Raw genomic sequence first — 25,644 nt, 5'->3', positions numbered from 1 at the left:
TATGTTAACTATAAATTAAAAATCAAGAATATGGATTTGAATATAAAATTTTTGTCGGTATTATTATTTGTGAATTTTTTTGCTTTTGCGCAGACACAAGGAGATGAATGGAATTTGATTGCTAATTCAAGGGAAAATTATTTTGGAGTTGCAATGGCAAATGGTAAGATTGGAATTGTTACAGATGATACACCTCTGAAAACAAAAGAAATCATTCTTAATGGCGTTTATGATGCTAATCCTAAAAATGGAATTAGTAAAGTTGTAAAAGGAATTGAATTTTTAAATTTACACTTGTCAATTGATAATCAAATGATCGATGGTTCTAATATTGATCATTGGAGTCAACAGGTTTCTATGAAGGAAGGAACAAGTACAACTTCATTCCAATTTAAAGATTTGGCCCAAATTAAGTATACCATTTTGGCTAATCGAGTATTGCCTTATTCGGCAATGGCTATCGTAGAGATAGTTCCAATGCAAGATATTGAAATAAGTGCATATAATTATATGAATGTTCCTGAAGAGATGAAGATTACCAAAAGTGAGTTTAGAGTGATGAAGAAAAAGAACTATGGAATACCTCTTTTTAAGACTACCGCTCAGACAAATACTGGTAAATGGAGTGTTTCAGCATCTACTACTTTTCTTTTTGACGGTCCAGCAGAATTTGTGTCACAAAAGGGATCTGAAGTAGGTTTTTCGAAAAAAATACTGAAAGGGAAAAAATATCGTTTTGCAATTGCTGGGGGGATTTGTAATTCTAAAGATATTTTAGACCCAATAAATGAGTCGGAACGTCAAGCAATCTATGCTTTTTTAGAAGGAATTGATAATTTGCTCGATAAGCATAAAAAAGCGTGGGCTAATTTATGGGAGACAGGTGATATTCAAATAGAGGGTGATTTAGATGCACAACAAAGGGTTAGATTTGCCTTATATAATTTATATTCTTTTATTCGGGAAGGTAGCAGACAAAGTATTTCACCGATGGGATTATCATCTCAAGGGTACAACGGACATATTTTTTGGGATACGGAACTTTGGATGTACCCATCACTTTTAGTGTTACAACCAGAAATGGCAAAATCTTGTTTAGACTACAGATCCGATAGATTGCAGAAAGCAAAACTGAAAGCATTTATTTATGGTTATGATGGAGCAATGTATCCTTGGGAGTCTGATGATACAGGGGAAGAAGCTACACCTACAAGTGCTTCAATGGGTATTTTTGAACAACATATTACTGCAGATGTTTCTATTGCTTTTTGGAATTATTATGCCTTGACCCAAGACAAAAAATGGTTACGTGAAGAATGGAATGTAATAAAAGAAACTGCCGATTTTTGGGTTAGTAGAGTTGTTAAAAATGGAGATGAGAGTTATTCTATTTTGAATGTGGTTGGAGCTGATGAATATGCTCTAAATGTTGATGATAATGCTTTTACAAATGCTGCAGCTATTGAATCACTCAAAAATACTATAAAAGCTGCAGGCATATTGAATGAGCCAATTAATCCAAAGTGGGTTGAAGTTTCAAATAAACTAAAAATTCATAGAGAAAATGGAATTACTCAAAATTATAAAGGGTACAAAGGTCAAATGACAAAACAGGCTGATGTGAATTTGTTAGCATATCCATTGCATGTTGTTAATGATAAAAAACAAATCAAAGCAGATTTGGATTATTATGCTGCGAAGATTGATTCAAAGGATGGACCAGCGATGACTTATGGCGTGCTTTCGGTTCTGTATACACGCTTAGGAGATAGAAAGAACGCTTATGATTATTTTGTAAAATCGTATTTGCCTAATAGTCGTCCACCATTTGGAGTGTTCTCTGAATCTGCTAATAGTAATAATCCGTATTTTGCTACTGGAGCAGGAGCAATGCTGCAAGCTGTTATTTATGGTTTTGGAGGTGTTGAGCAAACAGATAATGGATTAAAATTCAACAAAGGCTTACTTCCTGAAAAATGGAAATCTTTGAAGATAATTGGTATTGGAACAGACAATAAAACGATTTATATAAAATAAAAGGAATAAGATTGTTGCCACCGTTTTTTAACGTATTCTGGATATGCTTAATTTATTTGATTACTAAAAGTTATGAATTAAACCACTATGGAGATAATCTATAGTGGTTTTTTAACAGAGGCAAAATAATCAATACAGAAATTAACAACCTTGTTTTTTCAAGGTATACAGATTGTAGAAGTACAAATGAGGTACAAATCTGAACAAAATAAAACGAAATAACTACAAACAAACTTTTTTCATTATTTCAATTGAAGGAGAGCATTTTGTTAATCTGTTGTAATTTATTTTCTAAGAACACTCTGGGGAAGGCAGTATATTTTTTTTAGCCGATTTAGTGAAAGCGGAAGAAAAGGACAAATCAAAAAATCACTACAAAAGATCCCGGACATAAATGGGACCAGTCGAAAGAATTGGTTTTTGTGCAATAAACTATTGATGACCGCTTCAAAGAAAAAATGGCTTAATGGGATTGGAAATCAGCTATTTAACAGCAGACTGGTTTTGACAAATGTACTCTTGAATTATTTTATTGGGGAGACGGGGGAAAATTCACCTTTGTAAACGAGTCAAGGGTATGATGATGACTCAACTGGCTATAAGATTTATCTGTTGTTATAATATTATTTATCAAAAATGTTTTTTAAGTAGGTGAGTTTTTTTGTAAATTTAATGTTTTGTATTTCAATTATTTATATTGTAAAGAGATGCTTTTTTTGAGGATTGATTATTCCAAAAGGGTATAAATAAGTACATTAAAAGACGACAGCTTCTTTCTGTTCTCGAAGGTTAAATCTTTGGCAGATTGTGGTTGTAAAACCATGTTTTCAGAACGAATATAAGTCTGTTCGGTTTTAAAGGATGCATTCCGGTTAAATTATTGTGGCAATTGCTTCAATAGTATCGAATAATTAAATTGAAAGTTTTATGGAAACCAGAGTAAAATCGATTTGGGTTGGTTCAATCACCTTTGGATTGATTAATATCCCGGTTAAAGTATATTCAGCAGTGAAGGAGAGCGGTATTGAAATGAATATGCTCGATAAAAATGATTATTCGAACATTAAATTTAAGCGTGTTAATGAAAATACGGGTAAGGAGGTTACTTATTCCGATATAGTAAAAGGATATAAACTGGATGATCAGTATGTAGTGGTTGAAGAGGCTGATTTTGAAGCCGCTGAGGCCGAAAAAACCAAAACGATTGAAATAATGAATTTTGTTGCCGAAGATGAAATTGAGACTATTTATTATGAGCATCCTTATTATCTTGAACCGGATAAAGGTGCTATGAAAGCGTATGCATTGCTTCGGGATGCATTGCAAGCTTCGGGAAAAGTAGGTGTAGGTTCTATAGTTTTAAGAAATAGAGAGCACTTGGTCATTTTAAAATCGTACAAAAATGTTATAGTGCTTAACCGAATTCGTTTTGAAGAAGAGATTAGAAATACTACCGAATTAAAATTGCCTCCGATTTCTGAAATGAATTCGAAAGAAATGGATATGGCCATTAAGTTGGTCGGACAATTAACCGAGAAATTTGATATTGCAAATTACAAGGATAATTATACTGCAAAACTTTTAGAAATTATAAAAGATAAAGCAAAAGGTAAAAAACAAGTCCCTCCTAAACTAAAATTGGTACACAAACAAAGTGATGATTTAATGGCTATGCTGAAAGCAAGTCTGGAAAACAAGAATAGTAAATCTTCTTAATGCGTTGGGTTTTCAGAAATCTTTTTTATAATCATTTCTATATTTGCCCCTTTGCCTAGTACCGGTTTCCATAAATCACCCTTTCGCTCAAAGCGTTTCATCACATTTTTGATGGTAAATTGTGATGGTGATAATTTTTCATTCACTTCTCCCCATTCTAAAGGAGTTGAAACGGTAGCTCCGGGTCTGGGTCTTACGCAATAGACTGAAGCCAGAGTCTGCCCCCTTCTGTTTTGCAGAAAATCAATATAAATTTTATTTTGCCTATTTTCAACCGGTCGTTTGACACTAGTGCTTTGAGGTAACCTGGAAACCACTTCATTGGCAATTAATTCGGAAAATAATTTTACTGAATTATAGCTGTATTGGGCACCTAAGGGAATATAAATATGCAAGCCGGTTGCTCCGGAAGTTTTGCAATAACATTCTGTGTCCAATTCATCCATAATTTCTTTTACTGTAAGTGCCGTTTTTACAACTTCTTTAAAATCATTATTTGCCGGATCTAAATCTATCACAGCCCAATCAGGTTGGTCTATTTTACTAATTCTGGAATTCCATGGATTTAATTCGATACAGCCTAAATTTGCCATATAAAGTAAAGTCGCTTTGTCATTGCACAGCAAATAATCGATGTATTTATCATTCGATTCTGAATAAATTTTTTCCGTTTTAAGCCATGATGGACTATTAAGCAGATCCACATCTTTTTGATAAAAACTTTGACCATTGATTCCATTAGGAAATCGGTTCATTGCTTCCGGACGGTCTTCCAGATAAGGTAATATAAGTGCTGAAACTTCATTATAATAATTTATAATATCCCCTTTTGAAATGCCATCATCAGGGAAAAATATCTTGTTTTGATTGCTTAAATGCAAGTTTATTTTCCCTATTTCTAAATAAAAATCATTTTCATTTTTACTATTCATAACAGTAATCTTTTCATTAAGTTAATGTGATATTCTTATCATTCAATGAAAAAGTAACTTCTCTAGCTTCTTTATCTGTTCTCAAGCCTAGGAAAACAGGATGACGTAAATAACCATCCTGAGTCCATTCGGTGAATTTTACCTGACAAACAAATTTTGGTTTAAGCCATTTTATTTTATCGCGTGAAGGTATTTTGTCTTCTATCGCTGGTTCATCAATAAAATAGGGTTTAAATTGGTTGGATAATTCCTTTAGTGTCTCTTCTTTGAAACCAGTACCGCATTTTCCAATAAACCTTAATTTTTCATGATCATACTGTGCAAGTAAAAGAGCTCCAAAATAATTTCTGCTAGTTTTTGATTCTGTTATGCCAATGATAATTGCTTCTTCTTGTTGTGAAATTCTTATTTTAAGCCAATCTTTAGTCCTTTTTCCAGCCCGATACAAGCTGTTTGCCTCTTTGGCCATGATGCCTTCCAATTTTTTTTTTGTTGCCAGGTCATAGAGTAAAGTGCCTTTTTCCTTAATATATTGCGAATAAAACACATTCGATAATTGGAATTTACTCAGTAGAATTTCTACTAATTCCTTTCGCTGTGCTAATGTCAGACCAGTCGTGTCGTTGCCATCAATATTTAAAACATCGAAAACATAATATTTCGGATTTCCTTTTCCCGTTTTGATATAATTTTGTAACAATTGAAAATCGGAATGACCCGCTTCATCTTCGATTACAATTTCGCCATCCAGAACAGCGACATGCTTTATTTTTTGTAACTCATCAGCAATTGCCTTGAAATTTTTATTAAAAGAGAGGTGGTTGCGGCTAAAAAGATTGACCTGTTCCGGATTAATAACCGCAATCATTCTGTAACCATCATACTTCATTTCAAAAATCCAATTTTTGTTATCAAATGGCTTTTCAATGGACTGTGCCAGCATGGGTTTAATAAATTCAGCCCTGCCACTTGTTTTAATGGCAATTGGTTGTTTTTCTAAATCCTCTAAAGTTGTATTAGATACGACGGATTTATCTTTTTTTAAAATATCGACATCCGTGGCATAAGCATCATTTTTTTTTATAAAAAGCCAAGTATTCTCCTGCTCACTGTTTAATTTAACCAATGAAAAATTTCCTTTTAATTTTTTCCCTTTCAGGATAAAACTGAGATGTCCTTTCTTTAAATCTTCCTGTAACTTATTCTCTGTAGTTATTCTTGATTTTTCCTGAGGTAAAGTATACGTTCCATTATCCCATATGATCACATTCCCGGCTCCATAATTTCCTTTCGGAATAGTGCCTTCAAAGTCCTTATAAGAAAAAGGATGGTCCTCTACCATAATCGCAAGACGTCTGTCGTTTGGGTTCATTGAGGGACCTTTGGGTATTGCCCAACTTTTTAAAACACCATTTAGTTCTAAACGAAAATCATAATGTAAATGGGAGGCAGCATGCTTTTGCACGACAAAAATCAATTCATTTTGTGCCTCTTGTAAGCCTTCTCCTTTGGGTTCCCCGGTGGACTTAAAATCACGTTTCTGATTGTATTTATCTAACTTCATTGTCAGATGATTTAATGGTGGATCCAAAGTAAAACACATGTAAATTTATTAATTATAATGCAATAAATAAATGTATAGTGTTGATTTTTTGATTGTTAGTTCTATTTGTTTTTGAAGATAGTAAAATATCATGAACATGGAATTCAGGATGATTCCAATTAAAAAAATATATAAAGTATCAATTTCTTAATGATTTGTGGGTAGTATAAAGGCTTTAGAAATGAATAAGCCAAAGCAATAATTTTGGAAACTTTCTCGGTATTTTAGAAGAAATGCTGTGTGAATTTTACTATCTTACTAATAAATTAGTTGAAATATTAATTAATTAGTTTTGCTACTAATTAATTAGTAGTTATATTTGTCAAAATATTTTTGATTATGATAAAATTAGCTAAACGGGAAGAACAGATTATGCAAGTCTTTTGGGATTTGAACAAAGCCTTTATCAGAGATATAATTCCATTGTTGCCAGATCCGAAACCGCATTACAACAGTGTGGCGACAATAGTGAAGATTCTTGAAGAGAAAGGGTTCTTGAATCATGAAACGACTGGGAATATGCATTGCTTTTTTCCGGTAATTAGTAGGGAAGAGTATCAGCAGTTTGCGCTAAAGGATATTGTTAGTCAGTATTTTGATAATTCGTATCCTAGAATGCTTGCTTTTTTTGCCAAAGAGCAAAAGCTTACCGAAAAGGAATTAGATGAAATTGTAAACATCATTAAAAAAGATAAAGTATGATACCTTATATTTTGTACACAGCGCTTATTCTTTCTGCTTGTCTTCTGTTTTATAAACTGCTTTTGCAGAAAGAAACTTTCTTTCATTTGAACAGGTTTGTCTTGCTTGGCTGTATGATTTTGGCTTTTATTTTGCCATTGCTTCCAGTGCCCCAGCAATTATCATTACGGAAAGATGCAGTGGAAAAGCACATTCCTTTGGCGAAAGCGGCTGTTGACAAAAGTCAGACGATCGAGCTAGAAGCACCGCCAATGCAGGAAGTCATTGTTGAACAGACAAAACAGACATTTGATGTGGACTTGTTGCTGCAATGGTTGGTTTATTTGTATTGGTTTGGTGTATTGATATTTGCGCTTAACTTTTTGATGCAGGCTTGTGTGCTGTTCTATAGAGCGTATTCGATATCGGCGATTCAGGATGGGAAATTCCGAATTGTCGAAATAACTGGCGACAAAGCTCCTTGTTCATTTGCCAACAATATTTTTATTAACCCTGAGAAATATGAATGGGAAACCTATAATCAGATTTTGCAGCATGAAAAAATTCATATTGAGCAAAAACATACTATTGATCTATTGCTTTCTGAGGTTGTTCTTATTTTTCAGTGGTTTAATCCTTTTGCCTGGCAATGGCGAAAAGCATTAGAGAGCAATCTTGAATTTTTGACTGATAATGAGATGCTGCAGCAGGACACTGTTGAAAAAGAGAGTTATCAGTTTAGCTTGCTTAAAGTGGCAGCGCCCCATTTTCCATTGAGTCTTACAACTAATTATAATCAATCATTAATCAAAAAACGAATCATTATGATGAATTCAAAAAAATCAAGCGTACACACAACATGGAAATATTTTTTTCTGTTGCCTTTACTGGTTTTGTTTGCCTGCCTTTTTAATCAACCGGTAGCGCAAGGACAAACTCTAAATTTAAATGAAGAGCCTAAAGAGCAGTCAAACATTCAAAATGGAATGGATACAGAAGGCAGCTGGTTTGCTGTTATCAAAGGCAATACTGTAAATATTCAATTTAGGAATGACGATGGCGATAATTCTTCAACTACTTTTCAGTTGAGTGAATTGAATGGACTGACAAAAGACAAGCAAGGCGAGTTTACCGTATCACGAGAAGCGGGAACCATGAATTTTGAAGGAAAATTTGAAGGAAACAACGGAATGGGAACTTATAAATTTACTGCCAATAAAAATTTCAGCGCAGAAATGGCTCAAGAAGGAGTTACCGTTGCAGATGAAAGTGATATTATGGTTTTTTTTATTGTAAACGTGAAAATTTCGTATGTAAAAATGTTGAAGAAAAACGGTTATAAAAATATTGACAAAGATCAATTGATTCCATTGGCAGCACTAGGCGCTAATGAGGAATATATTACTTCTATTAAGCAAGCCGATATTCCTGATTTTGATTTGGAAGACTTGATTCCTTTTAAATCAATGGGGATAGATAAAGCCTTTATAGATGAGATTCGCCAAGCTGGCTACAAGAATATTACTGCCGATAATATTATTGCCTTAAAATCTCAAGGCATTACCGGCAAATTTATAACTGATTTTCATAATTCAACTAATGGTAATAATGATGATGAAACAGGAGACAATATCATTGCGTTTAAGTCTTTGAATATCGATGCAGCATTTATAGATTCTTTTAAAAAATTGGGATATAATGATCTTTCTAACGATGATCTTATGGCTTTGAAATCTTTAAATATTACTCCAGCATATATCCATGAGTTTGAAAAGGTAGGTTATAAAAATCTCAAACCTGATGATTTGTTTGCTTTGAAATCTTTAAATATTACTCCAAAATATATAGGTGAATTTGAAAAGATAGGATATAAAAATCTCGAACCAGATGATTTGTTTGCTTTGAAATCACAGAATATAACTCCAGATTTAATTAACGAATACAAAGGACTTGGTTTTAATGACTTGAATGTGGATAATGTTGTTGGTGCTAAATCAATGGGAGTTTCACCTGACTTTATTAAATCTATGAAAGAAAAGGGACATAATTTTAAAACCCTTGAAAAGTATATGGAACTGAAAGCTGTTGTTGGTATTAATTAAAAGGAACCACTAGTTTCTTAACTGCACAGGACTGTTAATGCAGTTTTAGTGCAAAAACATTAAGTTGTAGGACTAAAATTTAAGCAAGCCCAAACCGAAAGGAATGGGCTTTTTTATTATTAGATTATTGGATTGTTAGATTGTTGGAATTTTGGATTTATTAAGAGCATTTTACTTTTTCCGAGATGAAAAAGTAACAAGTTTTTAATTTCATCGCAAATGAGAAATCTTGCAGCTTCTATATTTTACGTACAATGATATAAAATGCTAAGGATGGGTGCGATAATAGCATATTTTTATAAGATTTTTTTAGAAAAAATAGTCCAAATGCTGTGAAATAAAATATCTAATAATGCGAATCAAGAGATGAAACACTATTTCTTGTGATCTTGGGTATATTTCATCCCTTGATTTGTTTTTTACTATTTCATAATTCAGCTATAGTTTGAATTTATTTCTTATTTCTTGGGTCATCGGCAGGGTTAACGTAAGTAATTCCCCAAGGGCCCATACCATGTAATTGTATGATACAGTCTTCCGTTGTGAAGAAATAATGATGAGTGCCGGTTTTCATCACAGCAAATGCTCCGGTAGGCATCATTTTAGCAGTTTTTTTGTCAAATTTATCTCCAATCCCCATGTAGCAAGAGCCTTTAATAACAGTAATATGCTCATCGGCAGGATGCCAATGCGGCATTATCGTATAATTAGCGGGAATTTTAGCGCGCATCGTAAATAATCCTGCTACGCCCGGGTCCCCTTCTATCACTGCGGCTTTTGAACCAGGAGGCAAACCCGGAGGTGCATCCGTCCACTTAATATCAGTAGGCATAACCATGATGTGGTCAGCATGCATTTTCATATCTTGAGCTTGCATAACTATGCTGAAGATACCTAATAGTATCATGACTACTATTTTTTGTTTTGTTTCCATTTTTGTTGTTGTTTTTGGTATTGCTCATTTGTATTTAATTGTCTATGAATTAGCTTAATGAATAGGATTGGCCGTAGAATATTCATAGTGGAGTGGCAATATAACTGGTTGGGTTGGCGTAATCCCATTCTTAGAAAGAATAGGCATTAAGGTTTGGCCAAATTCATTAAATTTATCAACATTTTCCCAAACATCAACCACTTTCCAACCTTTATCAATTGGTGCACCAATGTGGTGTTCTAATCCTTTTGGATTTTCATGACCCGCTTCACGCAGATCTTGCCATATCTGGTCATATTGCTTTGATGTCATGTTAGGAAAGTCAAATTGAACCATTACTTTTTTCATATTTTCCATTTTGTTGTTGTTTTTTATTCTTCTACTCGTTTGGCTTTTCGATGACGCCCCGTTTTTGATATGGTTTCTGGTCTCCACTTTAGAAGTCAAGAACTATTTAAGAAAAGATAACTAGTTTCTTGTGTCTGTCAAGGTTTAAAACATGTTTCATACCATCAGAATTTAAGTGTTTATCATTTTATTTTACATAATAAACTTTAAGAATCGAGTTCTTATAAAGCAAAAATAGTAGTTGTATATTGTGCCTAATATTTTTTAAAATCAGATTCTTTTTTTGAGGTAAAAGTTAAACAAAAATACGATTATTTAGTTTTTAATGTATTGATTAATAGGTTAATATGTTTATTTTTTTACTATTCATAGCTTTGAATAATAAAAACATTACTAAAACATTGTTAAGTAAAATGCTTTAGTCGGAACAAGTAAAATTGACGACCTCACCTTATTTTTATTGCGGTAAAAAAATAAATTTAAAGATTTTATCTAATTTTAAAATGAAGGCAAATGTCTCTGGCATTTTGAAATCGTTTAGTTGTTTTATTAAAAGATAACTTCATTAAATCTCTTATAGTGCTAAGTTTACATTGGTGCCCTTTAAGGTTTGTTTTGCATTGCTTTTACGCACTATTAACCGGAGCCCTTTTAGTTTAAGTAATCTATGTTTACTTTCAAATTGAACATAATCAGTTCAACTAATAGTTTTTTGGACGACTGATTTGACTGCCAGTGTAACAAGTCATAGAGACAAAACACCAATAGACTTCTTGACGATCTTGTAACGGAAACATAATTTCCTTTTTATTTTGCATTATTAGGATTCCTAACTATATTTACTGTAGCAATAGTGCCAAACAAATTTTAAAACAATATGTAAAATGGAAACTATCAAAGGTTACGACTACGGTAAAGCGACTTTGGAACAATCGCCTGTTACAATACAGGACTTAGACCTGCTAAAAAAAACACTTCTATGGTCTGACGAAGACGACCGATACCTGACCATGGCAGGTGAAGTATTAAAGGATCAAACTAACGATGTGCTTGACTTATGGTATGGCTACGTTGGAGGGAATGAGCATTTAGTTCACTACTTCGCAAAAAACGGACAACCCAACATGGACTATTTGACTGCGGTTAGGGCAAGGTTTGGTCAATGGATTTTAGACATTTGCGAAAGACCTTACGACCAGAATTGGCTGAACTATCAATACGAAATTGCCAAGAGACATCACAGTACAAAGAAAAATCAAACTGACGGAGTGGATACGGTACCCATTATTCACTATCGTTACATGACTGCATTTATCTATCCGATTACTGCAACCATCAAATCATTTCTTGGTAAAAAAGGACATACTCAAGCAGATATTGATGGGATGCATAATGCCTGGTTCAAGTCAGTTACACTTACGGTTATTCTTTGGACCTATCCTTACATTAACAAAGGGGAGTTCTAATCTAAAAACATATTTTAAGAAAGTTGGAATAGCCGGGCTATTGTTCTTTTTTATAAAAGGGCTTGTTTGGTTATTCCATTTTTCCTTTTTAAAACAGAAATTATGAAGTTAATTTTGATTACGATTATTGCTTTTGCCAAGACGGCAACAGCATAAATGAATGTTTTACTAAAAAATCAATGGCAACGAAAGTAGCAGTTTGGGACAGCTGTTGAGTTCGAAAGAATGTAGGTTTTGCCATATTGAAATTGTAAAACCGCAATGCAAAGTAGCAACTGAAAAAAAAGGTTGTTACATTTACGAAATACAAAATTGTAATTAATGAAAATGTCAGATTTCGACCTATCACACCAAAATCAAAACACAGGAAGTAAAATTGCAGCTTCCCTTGAGCGAATTTCTCAGGCTTTTAGGGTTCTTCTTTGGCAAGAAAGTAAAGAACATTCTCTGACACCTATTCAAGTTCAGATTCTAATTTTCCTTAATTTTCATAGTAGAGAAAAATGCAAGGTTAGTTATTTGGCGCACGAGTTCAATATGACTAAAGCCACTATTAGCGATACGGTTAAAACCTTAGAACAAAAAACACTTATCAGTAAGGAATTTGAACCTAACGACACGCGCAGTTATGTAATTCTGCTAACTAGTAAAGGAAAAGACATTGCCGAGAAAACATCATTGTTTAGTAAGGAAATTTCCAAACCCATAGACAAACTGAACCACGAGGATAAGGAAATCCTGTTACTGAGCCTTCTAGACATCATTCGACACTTAAATAAGACGGGAGTAATTACCATACAGCGGATGTGTATGACCTGTAAATATTATCAATCATCGGACAGCGAAACTCACTTTTGCCAATTATTAAATCAAAAACTCCAGGTTTCAGATCTCCGAATTGACTGCCCTGAACACATTGTGAAACAAGACTAAAAGAAAACCCAGCAGGAGACAGTAGAGGTTTCGTTGCGTGTGTCGCATAAGCAATGAATTGCAATTCCAGAATAGCAATAAATAAAATTAATGAGGTAGACCTACGCTCTGTCACTATGTAGTTATCGTAGAAGATGATTATAGATTTATAAACTTTTCAATAATTCTATTTATTGAAAAATCTTTTTTGATTATACCTCATACAATCTAGGATAAAAAAAAGTCCTCCAAAAATTTCAAAGGGGTTATCTTTAAAATAAATTTATTGTGGGTGTTAATTTACAAAAAAAACGGGACGATTTAGAAATCATCCCGTCCAGTGGAGTGGGAGGGACTACAATCGAACACCTTATACCGATCTTAACTTTTTTTGATAGCTTAAAATTGTAAATTAACTGTTTTGCAGTATTTTATGTTGTTGTGTTTTTTTAAGTGATTATTTTTTTTAGTCTTAAGTGTTTACTAATTGTTTTTACTAGTTTTCAAAAATTTAAGATTTTTTAAAGATAAAAAGTTACCGCTAAAAGTGGTGTGTGAGTTTGACAGACGAACACTCAAAAACAGTCGAACACTTGGCGGTTTAAAGGAGTAAAGAGCAAAGGAAATGTGATGCTTTAATTTGTCGTAATATTGCGACCCTTAATGGACAGTTCACAGAGAAAATACATAACATAATTTGTTTGGGATTTAGTTAGGTATTTTATAAATCGGCTTTATGAGAAATGATGGTTCAAACTTCTTATCGCCCACAAAACTTCTTAGGAAATTGAGAAGTTTTTTTTTGCTTAATATTTTCGCTACAACTTCTAGCATTGGTCCTTTTTTAAGCATATAATAAGACGAAAACCTCATGAAAAAAAGGTAACACTAACTTTGATTTTTGACTATTTAAGAAGCTTTTTATAAAAAAAATATTACGGAAAAACCGTAAAGGAAGTAAGAAATGATTTACTATGTTTGTTAGTGAACGGCGAATTATTTTCATACAAAGTAAACTGGAATTTTCTCTGTCGATCGAAAATAGTAAGAGGGGAGAAGAAAAGCGTAAAGCATAAAATTTTGAAAAACTCACTGCGAAAAAAACCTATAGGAGACTAATATGGTAAGTAACGGAATGTTTTTAGAAGTAAAAAAATTATCAATTTTTAATGGATATTTATGGCTTCAAAATTACGATCATATCCAGAAATTAGAAGTTATTGTTATATTTTAATTTTTCTGTTATTCAATTTCTCAATCGTAGCCAATGCACAATGTGCAGGCCAAGACAATACTATCACCGTTTGCAATATTCTCGATCCAAGTAGTCAATCAATAGATCTTTCTTCTTTATTGGGACCACATACTTCGGGGGGAACCTGGAATGATGATACTTTTTCTGGGGGTTTAAATCAAATCACTGGACAATTAAACGCCCAACTTATCCGTAGTAGCGGTATTTTTACTTATACATACTCATTAGATAATATAAATGGTTGTACGGACTCGGCCCAAATAGTTGTAACAATTGGTGGTTATTCCGGCGTAGCAGCTCCTAATGCATCGGTATGTAGCGATGATACTGACTTTAATTTATTTCAAGTGTTTGATGGGGCTTCTCCAAGTCCTCATATAAACGGGACTTGGACTGATAACGACAATACAAATGCTCTATTTGGATACACTATTGATGCATCACTTCCTATATCTCCCGGTACATACTCTTTTACCTATACGGTAGCTGCAATAGGGTCATGCCCATCACAATCAACAACTGTTTATGTTTCTATATTTCCTGCGCCAAAACCTGGAAAATCTGTTAGAATTAGGCTATGTTCGGATCAACTGGCCTCTTACACCAATTTTAATTTAAATAATTTTTTACATGATGAAGATGCGGGTGGAGTATGGACAGAAAATGGGACATCAGAAATAGCTGATCCATCAGACAGTAATGTGAATATTCAGAATATTTACGATTCAGGAGGTGAGGGAGTTTATAATTTTTCTTATACTGTCATTTCAACAAATCCAATTTGTAAAAGTAAAACTTCAAATGTAGAAATTACTATAGAAAAACAATTGGATTACAGCGGATCCACATTAATTGTAAACTCAGATATTTGCGAAAATGAAATGACGACCGCAACATACGAGGCAGTTTTACATCAAGGTACTCAAAATATCCCTAATGGTACTTATGATATAATCTATGCTATTTCCGGTGTGACAGAACCAATAAAAATAACATCTGACTTTAACAATGGCGTTTTGACTTTTCCAATACCTTCGGTATATTTTTTACAGATTGGCAACTATACAATTACTATTTTAGATATAATCAGCCACACGAGTAAAAAAATTTGTAAAAATATCATTGGAAATATTTTTGATGTGCTCCATGTTTATGAACTGCCAAAAATTAATAATGCGACTCTCGAAATAGATGCCATCTGTCAAAATGCTGATGCAATAGTTAAATTTTCAGGAACTTCAAATCTGACTGATGGGAATTATGAAATTCTTTATGAACTGCATGGAAGTAATACCGTGGCTGAACAATCGACGGTGGTTCAGATACAAAATGGTGTTACTTCATTTGTTATACCAGCGGTTCTGATCCCAAATACAGGCCCTACATTAATTGCAATCACAAGAATTACAAATCTGATTACAAATTGTAGTAATACTTCAACTCTCACTAAAGTTTTTACAATAAACTCATTACCTGATATCAGTAGTCTGGCGATAACCATAAAAGATGTTTGTCAAAATCAACCTCTTAGAGTAGAACTTTCCGGATTAGATAATGTAACCTCTTTTACTTTAGATTATAATCTTACCGGAGCAATTACTTTTTCTTCTCAAATGACATTAAAAGCGAAATCTGGGAATTGCAGTTTTATAATTCCAAGTTCAGAATTACCAAATATTGGTACTTCGGTATTTAATATTACGAATCTAACTAATGTAAGTACTGGCTGCTCTGTAATCGTTTCTATTCCTACGACTTTTGCTATCAATGCAATCCCAAGTAATCCAGTAGTCTCTAATCAAGAATTTTGTAAAACAGAACATGCCACTGTTTCGAGTTTGGTTCCAAATGGCAATCAATTTCAATGGTTTGATTCCGTTACAAGTACAACCTTAAATGGTGATACACTATTGGTAACCGGTGAATATTTTGTAAAAGAAATAAATAAAATCACAGGATGCGAATCAGGGTTGGAGAGATCCAAAATTACAATACATGAGTTGAATACACCAATCTTAATTTCAGAAGGGGAAAAATTTTGTGGTTTAGACAATCCAACTTTACAAAATCTATCGGAAAATATTAATTCTAACGGGCAAATCGTTTGGTTCGATTCTCCAAATGGGATACAACTTGCGAATACAGAATTACTCAAAGAAGGATTTACCTACTATGGATTTGATTTTTCCAGTAATACAAACTGTTTTTCAGAAAACCCTGTCGCTGTTACTGTATCCCTTAAAAATTGTAATCCATCTCCTGATTTTTTTATTCCTGATGGATTCTCTCCAAATGGAGATGGTATAAATGACACTTTTCGAATTCCTGATATAGAGTTTGTTTATCCTAATTTCTCCTTAGAGATTTATAACAGATATGGAAATTTAATGTTTCGTGGGAATGAAAATAAATTAGAATGGGACGGAAACAGTTCTGATTCTGCTTTTGAAATTCAGGGAACGGCTTCTAATGGCGTTTATTTTTATATTATTAATTTCAATAAAAACAATGAATCACCAAGACAAGGTAAACTTTATTTAAATCGATAAGTAGTCGTTTTTACTTGTAAACTAAATTTCAAAATGAAAAAAATAGTACTTATTTTGGGGATTTTATTTTTTGAAAATAGTGCTTTTGCCCAACAGGATCCGCAATATACACAATACATGTATAATATGAACGTGATAAATCCTGCTTACGCAACGGCAACAGAATCGGTGTTAAATTTAGGAACGATGTATCGAACACAATGGGTCGGAGCTGTTGGTTCTCCAAAAACGTTAACCTTTTTTGCTCATCTACCGGTAAATACTAAAATAGAAGTTGGATTTTCCTTGATTTCGGATGATATTGGTGATGGGGCGAAAAAAGAAAACAACTTCTTTGCTGATTTTGGTTATGTTCTTAAATTAAATAATAATCATCGATTTTCATTCGGACTAAAAGCTGGCTTCACCTCTTTACTGACAAACTTTAACGGTTTTAAGTTTGAAAGTAGCTCTCCTGATTTTGCCTTTGAGAATAATGATATATTAAAACCAAATATTGGAATAGGAACTTACTATTTTACAAATAAATATTATTTAGGGTTATCAGCTCCCAATCTTTTCAATTCAAAACATATAGAAGAACGGTCCGGAATTAGCAATTACGGTTCCGAAAACGTACATGTTTTTTTTACTGGAGGTTATGTTTTTTCTGTGTCCGATTCATTCAAATTTAAACCGGCTTTTATGTCCAAATTTATAAAAGGAGCACCAATATCTCTAGATCTTTCTGCAAATGTATTGTATAATGACACTTTTGAATTCGGAGCAGCCTACAGATTTGATGATGCAATCTGTGTTTTGATGAATGTAAATGTAGCCCCAAGCATCAAAGTGGGATATGCATATGACTATACCCTTTCAAATTTGGGGCAGTTCAATTCAGGCACGCATGAATTTTTTATGCTATTTAATTTAGATTTATTAAGTAAGGGATATGATAAATCGCCAAGATTCTTCTAAAATTAAAAAAAATGAAAAGGATACTATTTATAATGATTGTATTTTCTGTACAATTATCAAATGCCCAAAATATGGATTTACAAAGAGCCAATCGCTTATTTGATAAAACTTTTTATACAGAGGCTATTCCGTTGTATGAGAGTATCATTCAAGAGAACCGTACTTTTTTGATAGTAAAAAATTTAGCAGATGCCTATTATTATACCAGTAATTACAATAAAGCCCAAAATTACTATCGAATTTTAATTAAAAATTGGAACAAAGATCTTGAAGAAGAATATTATTTTAGGTTTTCCCAGACATTAAAAGCAACTGGAGATTATGAAGATTCAAATACAGTTATCCGAGATTATTTAGTAAGTTCAAACAAGCCAGAAGCTTTGGCTGATTTTGAAAGAGAGAATAAAGTATTAGAAAATATATCTGCAATTGGAGAAAGATTTGAAATAAGAAATCTGCCAATAAATACTAAAAATTCAGAATTTGGTGCTGTTAAGCAAGGGAGTAATTTGGTTTATTCGGGGGTAAAAGAGAAAATAGGAGCGTTTGACAAAATGTACAAATGGAATGGTGAAACCTATTTAAATTTAGTTTCAATTCCAATGAAAAACATAAATTCCGTAGATTCAATTCCCAGTTCTTTTTCTAAAGAAATAAATACATCCATGCATGAATCGAATGCAATATTCACAAAGGATGGGAAAACTATTTATTTCACCAGAAATAATTACAAAAAAGGAAAAAGAGGTAAAAACAGTGATAGAATTTCAAACTTACAAATTTTTAAAGCTGAATTTATAGATAATAAGTGGGGTAACATAGTCTCTCTTCCCTTTAATAGCGATGATTACTCGGTAGAACATCCAGCGTTGAGCGGTGATGAAAAAACACTTTATTTTGCGTCTGATATGCCTGGAACATTGGGGTCTTTTGATATTTTTTGTGTGGATATAAAAGGTAGCGGTTTTGGGGCCCCTAAAAATTTGGGCAGTAAAATTAATACTTCTAAAAAAGAACAATTTCCTTTCGTATCAAAAGATAATAAATTGTATTTTTCTTCTAACGGACATCCTGGTTATGGCTCTCTGGATGTTTTTGTTTCCGAAATTGAAAAAAGCGATTTCTCAAAACCATTAAATATAGGTCTTCCAGTAAATTCAGGTTTTGATGATTTTTGTTTTGCTATTGATTCAGATTCAAAGGAAGGGTATTTTTCATCTGACAGAATGGGCGGCAAGGGTAATGATGATATTTATGAATTCAAAGAAACAAAACCGTTAGTAATTGAAGATTGCTTACAATTTATAGAAGGAGTTATCATTGATACAGACACTAAACTACCATTAAATAATGTACTGATCACTTTGCAAAATTTAGATACGTTTGAGATTAAAAAAACAGTAACTACAGAAGATGGAAAATTTACTTTTACAGTAGCTTGCGAAGCCGGATATTTAGCTTCAGCTTTAAAGGAAGGTTACACCAAAGATTCCATATCACTGAAGCTAAGAAAAGATAGAAATAAAAGCAATGATGCTTCTATGTCATTGAAATCTTGGCTAACAATTAGAAGTGAAAAACAATTTGCTCTTGAGCAGGAGAGACAAAAAGAATTAGTTTTAGCCGAAAAACAAAAAGAAGAAAAACTAATAAGAACTGAAAAAGAAGTAAAGGCTGCCCAAATTTTAAAAAAACAAAAAGAAGATGCCATTATATTGACAGAAAAAGATGTAATCAAAGTTAAAGACCAATTATTTATTAAAACAGATTATATTTATTTCGATTATGACTTGTGGTATATTCGTCAAAAAGCAAAACCTACCCTAAATCGCGTTATTGAACTAATGAAAAAATACCCCGACATGGTAGTGGAAATTGGCTCCTACACTGATAACAGAGGGGATAGTGATTACAATTTGGAACTGTCTACTAAAAGAGCAGAATCAATAAAAAGTTATTTTATTAATCAAGAAATTCAGGAAAAAAGAATCATAGCTAGGGGATATGGGGAAACATTTCAAATCATCAAATGTGAACCAAGTGAATCCTGTACAGAAGAACAACATGAACTCAATAGAAGGAGCGAATTTAAAATCCAAAATTTATAATGTCAAGATCTCGTCAATTTATTTTCGTCAGAAACATTTTTAGATAATGATGCCAGTGCAATAATTTTTGAGTACGGCCTGTGTTGAACGCAACAGGTTTGTTTTTTACAACGTGAAAGAGGAAATTAATAACCCTCATGATAACTAAAGAGAGCTGTATTTACATGAAATGTTAATTTTTTATTTTCATAATATACTTTTTGGTATATTTGCAATCTAATTACAATTGATATGCTCACAAAGGCCGAAAAAACAAAACAATTCATACTTGAAACTGCTGTGCCGCTATATAATGAAAAAGGTATTTCGGGAGTAAATATTGATGATGTCCTTGAGGCTACTAAACTTACAAAGGGATGTCTTTATGGTCATTTTGAAAACAAGGAAGATTTGTCTGGACAGGTTATTGATTTGTCACTTAAGAAAATCTCTGATAAAGTGAGGGCTGCGGTGTCAAAAGGCAAGACCGTAAAAGGCAAATTATTTGCACTTATGGATTTTTATAAAAACCCTTTGGAGACTTATATTTCAGGTGGGTGTCCTATATTTAATACTGCTGTGGAGGCTGATGATAATTATCCCGATCTAAAGCGGAAAGTCGCTAAAGTATTTAGAGCTGGTCAGGAAGAGATTTCTGCTTTACTTCAAGAAGGAATTAATAATGGTGAATTTTCCAATAAACTTGATCCTGTCGATTTTGCTTTTAAAATGGTAGCGGCAATTGAAGGAGGTACTGTAATGTGTAGGGTTATGGATACAGCGAAACCTATGCATGGTCTCATCAAAGGCCTAAAGTCTGAGTTGGAGCAATACTCGATATAATTTTTTTTAAAATAAAATAGACTAAAAAGTATATTATAAAATAGACTAAAAAGTATAAATGTTAAAAAATAATCTTATGAATAATACAAAAATTTTTGAATCTTATCAGTTTGGTGAGATTAAATTAGCCAACAGAATGGTTATGGCTCCTATGACACGCAGTCGTTCCAACAACCTTGGGCATATAGCTACTGAATTGACTGCAGAATACTATCGTCAACGCGCGACAGCAGGTCTAATTATCACTGAGGGAACGTTTATAAGTCCGGAAGCTGTTGGTGTGCTAAATGTGCCAGGGATATATACTAAAGAACAGGTTGAAGGATGGCGGTTAACTACGGAGGCTGTACATAAGCAAAGGGGCAGAATATTTGCCCAGCTATGGCATACCGGTGCATACTCTCATCCTGATTTACATGGCGGAAAAAAGCCGCTAGCTCCTTCTGATGTCAATCCTGACCAACAGGTTTTCACCGCCGAAGGTTTTAAGCCATCTGAGGCACCAATACCTATGACTCTGCAAGATATAGAACGAACAATTACAGATTTTACAAAAGCTGCAGTAAATGCTTTTGATGCTGGCTTTGATGGTGTTGAATTGCATGGAGCCAATGGCTATTTATTGCAACAGTTTTTTAGTCAAAATACTAATAAACGCAACGATAGTTATGGCGGTTCTGTAGAAAATCGAGCACGAATTCTATTTGATATTTTAGATCAACTGAAAGAAGCTGTCGATATTCACAGAGTGGGTGTTCGTTTAAATCCTTCGTTACATGGGATTATGGGGATTCTCGCTGATGAGGAAACGATTGCTTTGTACAACTATATCGTAAACAAGCTTAATGACTATGGCCTAGCATATATTCACCTGATAGAGCCTTTTACGGATGTTTCAAACAATCCAAATGCGATACAGGAAGTTGCTAAACATTTCCGTCCATTGTATAAAGGTACAATCATTATCAACAGGGGCTTTAATAAAGAATCTGCTAATCAGGTTTTAAATGATGGTGACGCAGACCTCATTTCTTTTGGTGTACCCTTTTTGGCTAACCCAGACTTAGTGGAAAAATTCAAGACTAATTCGCCCTTAAATCAGCCCGATCAGGCAACTTTTTACACTGCTGGCGAAAAGGGATATACCGATTATCCAACAATAAGTAAATAAAGAGAAAATTTTTAATTTTAAAAAAATAATAATGAAAACAACAGGAAATACAGTATTCATCAGTGGTGGAAGTGCTGGAATAGGATTAGCTATCGCTAAAAAATTAAGTGCCGCAGGAAATAAAATAATCATTAACGGGCGTAACGAGGAACGTTTGCAAAACGCTTTGCAGCAATTGGATAATACTGTGGCTATACAAGGTGATTTATCTATAGAAGCAGATAGAATTCGTATAGCTAAAGAGTTAAAGGGAAATTATCCTGAAGTGAATATAATCATCAACAATGCTGGTGCAGCATTTAGTTATCTCTTAAATGAAACTTTGAATGCGCATGAAAAAGCGGCTATCGAAATGAATACAAACTATTTGAGTGTAATTCATTTTACAGAACTTTTATTGCCACATTTAATACAAAAAGAAGAAGCTGCTGTTGTAAATGTCTCCTCCATTGCAGTTTTTGGCAGTCATAAACTATTACCAACTTATGGTGCGACAAAAGCGGCTTTGCACAGTTATACTGTTGCGTTACGAGACACTTATGAAGTAGAGAAAAATCTTCAGATATATGAAATTTATCCTCCATTGGTGAATACCGAATTTTCATCAGAAATAGGTGGTGCAAACGGCATTCCGCCTGAAGAGGTTGCAGATGAATTATTTTTGGCTTTGGAAAAAAATCAGTTTGATGTTCCGGTTGGTGATTCAAAGCAATTTTTTAAATAAATTAGACAATGAATATAAAAGGTAAAACCATATTGATTACCGGCGGAAGTTCCGGGATTGGTTTAGAATCTGCAAAACAATTTTTAGCTGAAGGAGCAAATGTAATTATTACAGGTAGAAATCAGGCTAAATTAGAGGCTGCAAAAAAGTTACTCCCGTCATTAATAATTATAAAAAGTGATGTTGAAAATGAAGAAGATGCGGTAGCACTTTTTGATAAGGTTGCTTCTCTGGGCGGAATCGATATTTTGTACAATAATGCTGGTGTTGGAAGTCCGGCGCTTAATCTCGGAATAGCCAATGAGCAAATTTTGAAAAATGCTATTTATGAAATGAACATCAATTATTTCGGTGTTATAAGACTGAATACTCTTTTCATAGACATGCTAAAATCAAGAAAAGAAAGTGCTATAATAAATACAACATCTATTTTGAGTTTGGTACCCGCTTTAGAAGAGCCAACTTATTCGGCAACCAAAGCAGCTTTAAGTTTTTACACTCGCATACTCAGAAAGAATTTAGAAATATTAGGTAGCAATGTAAAAGTGTTTGAACTGCTTCCTCCGGTTGTTGCAACAGAAATGACGGCTCAAAGAAAAGACAAGAAAATAACTCCTGAGCAGTTGGTAAAAGCACTTATTTCAGGAATCAAAAAAGATCAATTTACGATTCGGGTGGGAGATGCAAAATTATTATATTTCGTAAGCAGGTTTTTTCCAAATCTGGCTTTTAATTTGGTTAACCCTAAAAAGATATATGCGAGCTTAAAGCAATAAAGAAAACCCTAAATTATATAAAATGAAATCATTTATAATTAATAAATATAGTAAAAATGCAGCTTTACAGCTTGCCGAAATGCCAATACCGGAAATAAAAGACAATGATGTTCTGGTTGCTATTTATGCAGCCGGAGTCAATCTTTTAGACTCAAAAATAAAGACGGGAGAATTTAAACTCATTTTACCGTATAAGCTTCCGTTGATCTTGGGACATGATGTAGCCGGAATAATTACTAAGGTTGGGAAAAATGTCAAAAAATTTAGAGTTGGTGATGAAGTTTATTCCAGACCCGCTGACCACCACATTGGCACATTTGCAGAATTTATAGCCATTGATGAAAGTGATGTTGCACTCAAACCTAAAAATCTTTCTATGGAAGAAGCTGCTTCCATCCCCTTGGTTGCTCTTACGGCCTGGCAAGCTCTTGTTGAAAGGGCACAGCTTAAAAAAGGACAAAAAGTGTTTATCCAGGCAGGCTCAGGAGGCGTAGGGACTATTGCCATTCAGTTGGCCAAACATTTAGGGGCCATAGTAGCTACTACGGCGAGTGCTAAAAGTTTTGATTTACTTAAAGGCCTGGGGGCTGATCTGATTATTGATTACAAGAATGAAGATTTTGAAAAGCGCTTGAGCAATTACGATGTAGTACTGAACAGTCAGGATAAAGAGACACTTGAAAAATCGTTAACAATACTAAAACCCGGAGGAAAACTTATTTCTATTTCAGGGCCACCAACTCCTGATTTTGCTAAAGAAATAGCAGCGCCTTGGTTTGTGAAAATAATTCTCTCATTAATAAGTGCCGGTATACGTAAAAGAGCTAATAAACGGAAAGTTGACTATTCTTTTTTATTTATGCGTGCTCAAGGGGAACAATTAAGTGAAATTACAGCTCTTATAGAGTCGGGAGCAATTCGTCCAGTTGTGGATAAGGTCTTTCCTTTTGATAAAACGAATGACGCACTGTCCTATGTTGAAAGTGGACGTGCAAAAGGAAAGGTTGTCATCAAAATAAAATAAATAGTTAAGCTGTAAAGACGGTTTTATTTATTGTTTTTTAATTATTTTAGAAAGATGCTTGGAATGCAAATTTAATAACCAGCTACTATAATTAAACCACCAATTATACTTCATTTTTAGGTGCCGATAATGTTGAAGTTGGCCACATTGCAGGAAAATATATTGTTTCTATGTCTAATGCTCATGCAAATGTTCTTGAAATTAAGGCAACGAATGATATTCCACCTAGCGTTGAGAGAAGTTTAGGGTTTAAACAAATTATCGACCGATATCCGAACATTAAGAGGATAGGTATTAGTGCCCCAAATTTGGAAGCATTAAATAATATTTAAGTAAGGTCTTGGATAATATGACAAAATAGATTTTGTTTTTGCTTTTAATGATAATATTGCACTTCAAGCATGGGAAGTCGCTAAGAAAAAAGGCAGGAAGAAAAATATAAAATTTATAGGAATAGATGGAGGCTCTGTCGCATCTAAAGTTAAATTTTACCTTTGCTTTTATTAAATTCTCAAATTAATGAATACAAAAGGTCATTGTTATCCAAAGTCTATTATTCTGCAGGCAGTATATTTCAAGCTTAGGTTTACTTTAAGTTATCGGGATGTTGAAGAGATAATGAAAATGCGTGGAGTTCAGGTTGACCATGCAACCATTCAACGCTGGGTATATAAGTTCGCACCATTAATGGAGATGCAAATGAACAAACGTAAACTAAGAGTTGGAAATAGTTGGAGGATGGATGAAACGTATATTAAGATTAAAGGACAGTGGTGTTATTTGTACCGAGCAGTTGATACATTGGGTAATACGGTTGATTTTCTATTAACTAAAAGAAGAAAAAGGATGAGTGCTCAGTCATTTTTAATCAAAGCGATCAACAACAACTGCAAACCCCGGTTAATAAATATTGACAAGAGTAGCTCAAATATTAGCGCGATTAAAGTTTATAACGATCGTTCATTTTCTAAAATAGCAATCCGGCAATGTAAATACCTTAATAACATAGTTGAACAAGATCATCGTTTTATTAAATGGAGGATTTTAAATGGATTGGGATTTAAAAATTTTGAATCTGCAAAGAGAACTCTTAGTGGAATTGAGGTTCTGCACATGCTGAGAAAAAAACAAATAAGTAATCCTGGGATAACTATGTTTAAATCATTCTGTTCTTTAGTCGCATAACTTTACAATATTACCAACTTAACATGTTTTAATAAAACAGATGCGACAGAACCCTTGTCAATTCTGGATTAAAACTTGTCAATTCGGGAGTATTAGAATTTAATAAACCTTAATACCGGAATTGCCATTTTATCTTTGAGGGATGGAATGGTGCGAAATAAATAGGAGTATAGCAGTAGTAAAACAACTCAGTTTTACATTCCTGTAACTACTAAAGTATTCAGGTAATTATCGGGACTTATAATGTCATTTAAACTTGAAAAACGCATTTGTTGGTGGGAAATTCCGGTGATGTGCTGCATGCTTAAAAATAAGAATAATCCTCTTTTTATACAAGTA

Annotated in this window: 20 protein-coding genes; 16 read left to right on the top strand and 4 right to left on the bottom strand. The window is 33.5% G+C overall.

The window, feature by feature from the left end:
- Positions 1 to 30: 30 nt before the first annotated feature.
- Together ABEB23_RS05090 and ku are read left to right on the top strand one after the other, a co-directional pair.
- Entirely contained in the window at positions 31 to 2,037 is a 2,007-nt protein-coding gene (locus tag ABEB23_RS05090) for a kojibiose hydrolase (protein WP_348811337.1), read from the top strand.
- Positions 2,038 to 2,964: 927 nt separating this feature from the next.
- Positions 2,965 to 3,753 (top strand): non-homologous end joining protein Ku, encoded by a 789-nt coding sequence (gene ku, locus ABEB23_RS05085; protein WP_348811336.1) that lies wholly within the window; start codon positions 2,965 to 2,967, stop codon positions 3,751 to 3,753.
- On the opposite strand, the gene ligD (ABEB23_RS05080) is transcribed toward ku, so the two are convergent.
- The gene (gene ligD, locus ABEB23_RS05080) at positions 3,750 to 4,685 is read right to left on the bottom strand and encodes a non-homologous end-joining DNA ligase (protein WP_348811335.1); all 936 of its coding nucleotides are present in this window, start codon (positions 4,683 to 4,685) and stop codon (positions 3,750 to 3,752) included. The two genes, ku and ligD (ABEB23_RS05080), sit on opposite strands and share 4 nt — an antisense overlap.
- 16 nt (positions 4,686 to 4,701) lie before the next feature.
- Entirely contained in the window at positions 4,702 to 6,249 is a 1,548-nt protein-coding gene (gene ligD / locus ABEB23_RS05075; protein WP_348811334.1) for a non-homologous end-joining DNA ligase, read from the bottom strand.
- A 378-nt stretch (positions 6,250 to 6,627) separates the two neighbouring features.
- On the opposite strand from ligD (ABEB23_RS05075), the gene ABEB23_RS05070 reads away from it, so the two are divergent.
- Together ABEB23_RS05070 and ABEB23_RS05065 are read left to right on the top strand one after the other, a co-directional pair.
- A complete protein-coding gene (locus tag ABEB23_RS05070; protein ID WP_348811333.1) occupies positions 6,628 to 6,990 on the top strand; it encodes a BlaI/MecI/CopY family transcriptional regulator in 363 nt (120 codons plus the stop codon).
- Positions 6,987 to 9,071: a M56 family metallopeptidase gene (locus ABEB23_RS05065; RefSeq protein WP_348811332.1), complete on the top strand. Its 2,085-nt coding sequence runs from the start codon at positions 6,987 to 6,989 to the stop codon at positions 9,069 to 9,071. The genes ABEB23_RS05070 and ABEB23_RS05065 overlap by 4 nt, the downstream gene beginning before the upstream one ends.
- 451 nt (positions 9,072 to 9,522) lie before the next feature.
- On the opposite strand, the gene ABEB23_RS05060 is transcribed toward ABEB23_RS05065, so the two are convergent.
- Entirely contained in the window at positions 9,523 to 9,948 is a 426-nt protein-coding gene (locus ABEB23_RS05060; protein WP_348811331.1) for a cupin domain-containing protein, read from the bottom strand.
- A 111-nt stretch (positions 9,949 to 10,059) separates the two neighbouring features.
- Positions 10,060 to 10,452 carry a hypothetical protein gene (locus ABEB23_RS05055; RefSeq protein ID WP_348811330.1) on the bottom strand — a complete coding sequence of 131 codons (393 nt, stop codon included), beginning with the start codon at positions 10,450 to 10,452 and terminating at the stop codon, positions 10,060 to 10,062.
- 785 nt (positions 10,453 to 11,237) lie between these two features.
- Between ABEB23_RS05055 and ABEB23_RS05050 the strand changes: the two genes are divergently transcribed.
- The 12 genes from ABEB23_RS05050 to ABEB23_RS05000 all read left to right on the top strand — a co-directional run bounded on the left by ABEB23_RS05050 (position 11,238) and on the right by ABEB23_RS05000 (position 25,305).
- Entirely contained in the window at positions 11,238 to 11,819 is a 582-nt protein-coding gene (locus ABEB23_RS05050) for a protoglobin domain-containing protein (protein ID WP_348811329.1), read from the top strand.
- 199 nt (positions 11,820 to 12,018) lie between these two features.
- Positions 12,019 to 12,141, top strand: a complete 123-nt coding sequence (locus tag ABEB23_RS18310; RefSeq protein ID WP_369077060.1) for a DUF2024 family protein — start codon at positions 12,019 to 12,021, stop codon at positions 12,139 to 12,141.
- 5 nt (positions 12,142 to 12,146) lie between these two features.
- Positions 12,147 to 12,752, top strand: coding sequence for a MarR family winged helix-turn-helix transcriptional regulator (locus ABEB23_RS05045; protein ID WP_348811328.1), 606 nt, complete (start codon positions 12,147 to 12,149; stop codon positions 12,750 to 12,752).
- A 1,158-nt stretch (positions 12,753 to 13,910) separates the two neighbouring features.
- A complete protein-coding gene (locus tag ABEB23_RS05040; protein ID WP_348811327.1) occupies positions 13,911 to 16,535 on the top strand; it encodes a T9SS type B sorting domain-containing protein in 2,625 nt (874 codons plus the stop codon).
- A gap of 33 nt (positions 16,536 to 16,568) precedes the next feature.
- On the top strand, positions 16,569 to 17,495 hold the full coding sequence (locus tag ABEB23_RS05035; protein WP_348811326.1) for a PorP/SprF family type IX secretion system membrane protein: 927 nt from the start codon (positions 16,569 to 16,571) through the stop codon (positions 17,493 to 17,495).
- Positions 17,496 to 17,506: 11 nt separating this feature from the next.
- Positions 17,507 to 19,603, top strand: coding sequence for an OmpA family protein (locus ABEB23_RS05030; RefSeq protein WP_348811325.1), 2,097 nt, complete (start codon positions 17,507 to 17,509; stop codon positions 19,601 to 19,603).
- A gap of 231 nt (positions 19,604 to 19,834) precedes the next feature.
- Positions 19,835 to 20,425, top strand: coding sequence for a TetR/AcrR family transcriptional regulator (locus tag ABEB23_RS05025; RefSeq protein WP_348811324.1), 591 nt, complete (start codon positions 19,835 to 19,837; stop codon positions 20,423 to 20,425).
- 58 nt (positions 20,426 to 20,483) lie between these two features.
- The gene (locus ABEB23_RS05020) at positions 20,484 to 21,596 is read left to right on the top strand and encodes an alkene reductase (protein WP_348811323.1); all 1,113 of its coding nucleotides are present in this window, start codon (positions 20,484 to 20,486) and stop codon (positions 21,594 to 21,596) included.
- Positions 21,597 to 21,627: 31 nt separating this feature from the next.
- Positions 21,628 to 22,320 carry an SDR family oxidoreductase gene (locus ABEB23_RS05015; RefSeq protein WP_348811322.1) on the top strand — a complete coding sequence of 231 codons (693 nt, stop codon included), beginning with the start codon at positions 21,628 to 21,630 and terminating at the stop codon, positions 22,318 to 22,320.
- A gap of 8 nt (positions 22,321 to 22,328) precedes the next feature.
- Positions 22,329 to 23,096: an SDR family oxidoreductase gene (locus ABEB23_RS05010; RefSeq protein ID WP_348811321.1), complete on the top strand. Its 768-nt coding sequence runs from the start codon at positions 22,329 to 22,331 to the stop codon at positions 23,094 to 23,096.
- Positions 23,097 to 23,118: 22 nt separating this feature from the next.
- Positions 23,119 to 24,120, top strand: a complete 1,002-nt coding sequence (locus ABEB23_RS05005; RefSeq protein ID WP_348811320.1) for an NADP-dependent oxidoreductase — start codon at positions 23,119 to 23,121, stop codon at positions 24,118 to 24,120.
- Positions 24,121 to 24,639: 519 nt separating this feature from the next.
- Positions 24,640 to 25,305: an IS6 family transposase gene (locus ABEB23_RS05000; RefSeq protein ID WP_348811319.1), complete on the top strand. Its 666-nt coding sequence runs from the start codon at positions 24,640 to 24,642 to the stop codon at positions 25,303 to 25,305.
- The last annotated feature ends 339 nt before the right edge of the window (positions 25,306 to 25,644 follow it).

It is taken from the genome of Flavobacterium maritimum (genome assembly GCF_040049085.1).
GTDB classification, from domain to species: Bacteria; Bacteroidota; Bacteroidia; order Flavobacteriales; family Flavobacteriaceae; genus Flavobacterium; species Flavobacterium maritimum.
This window is presented reverse-complemented; position numbering and strand designations above follow the sequence as displayed.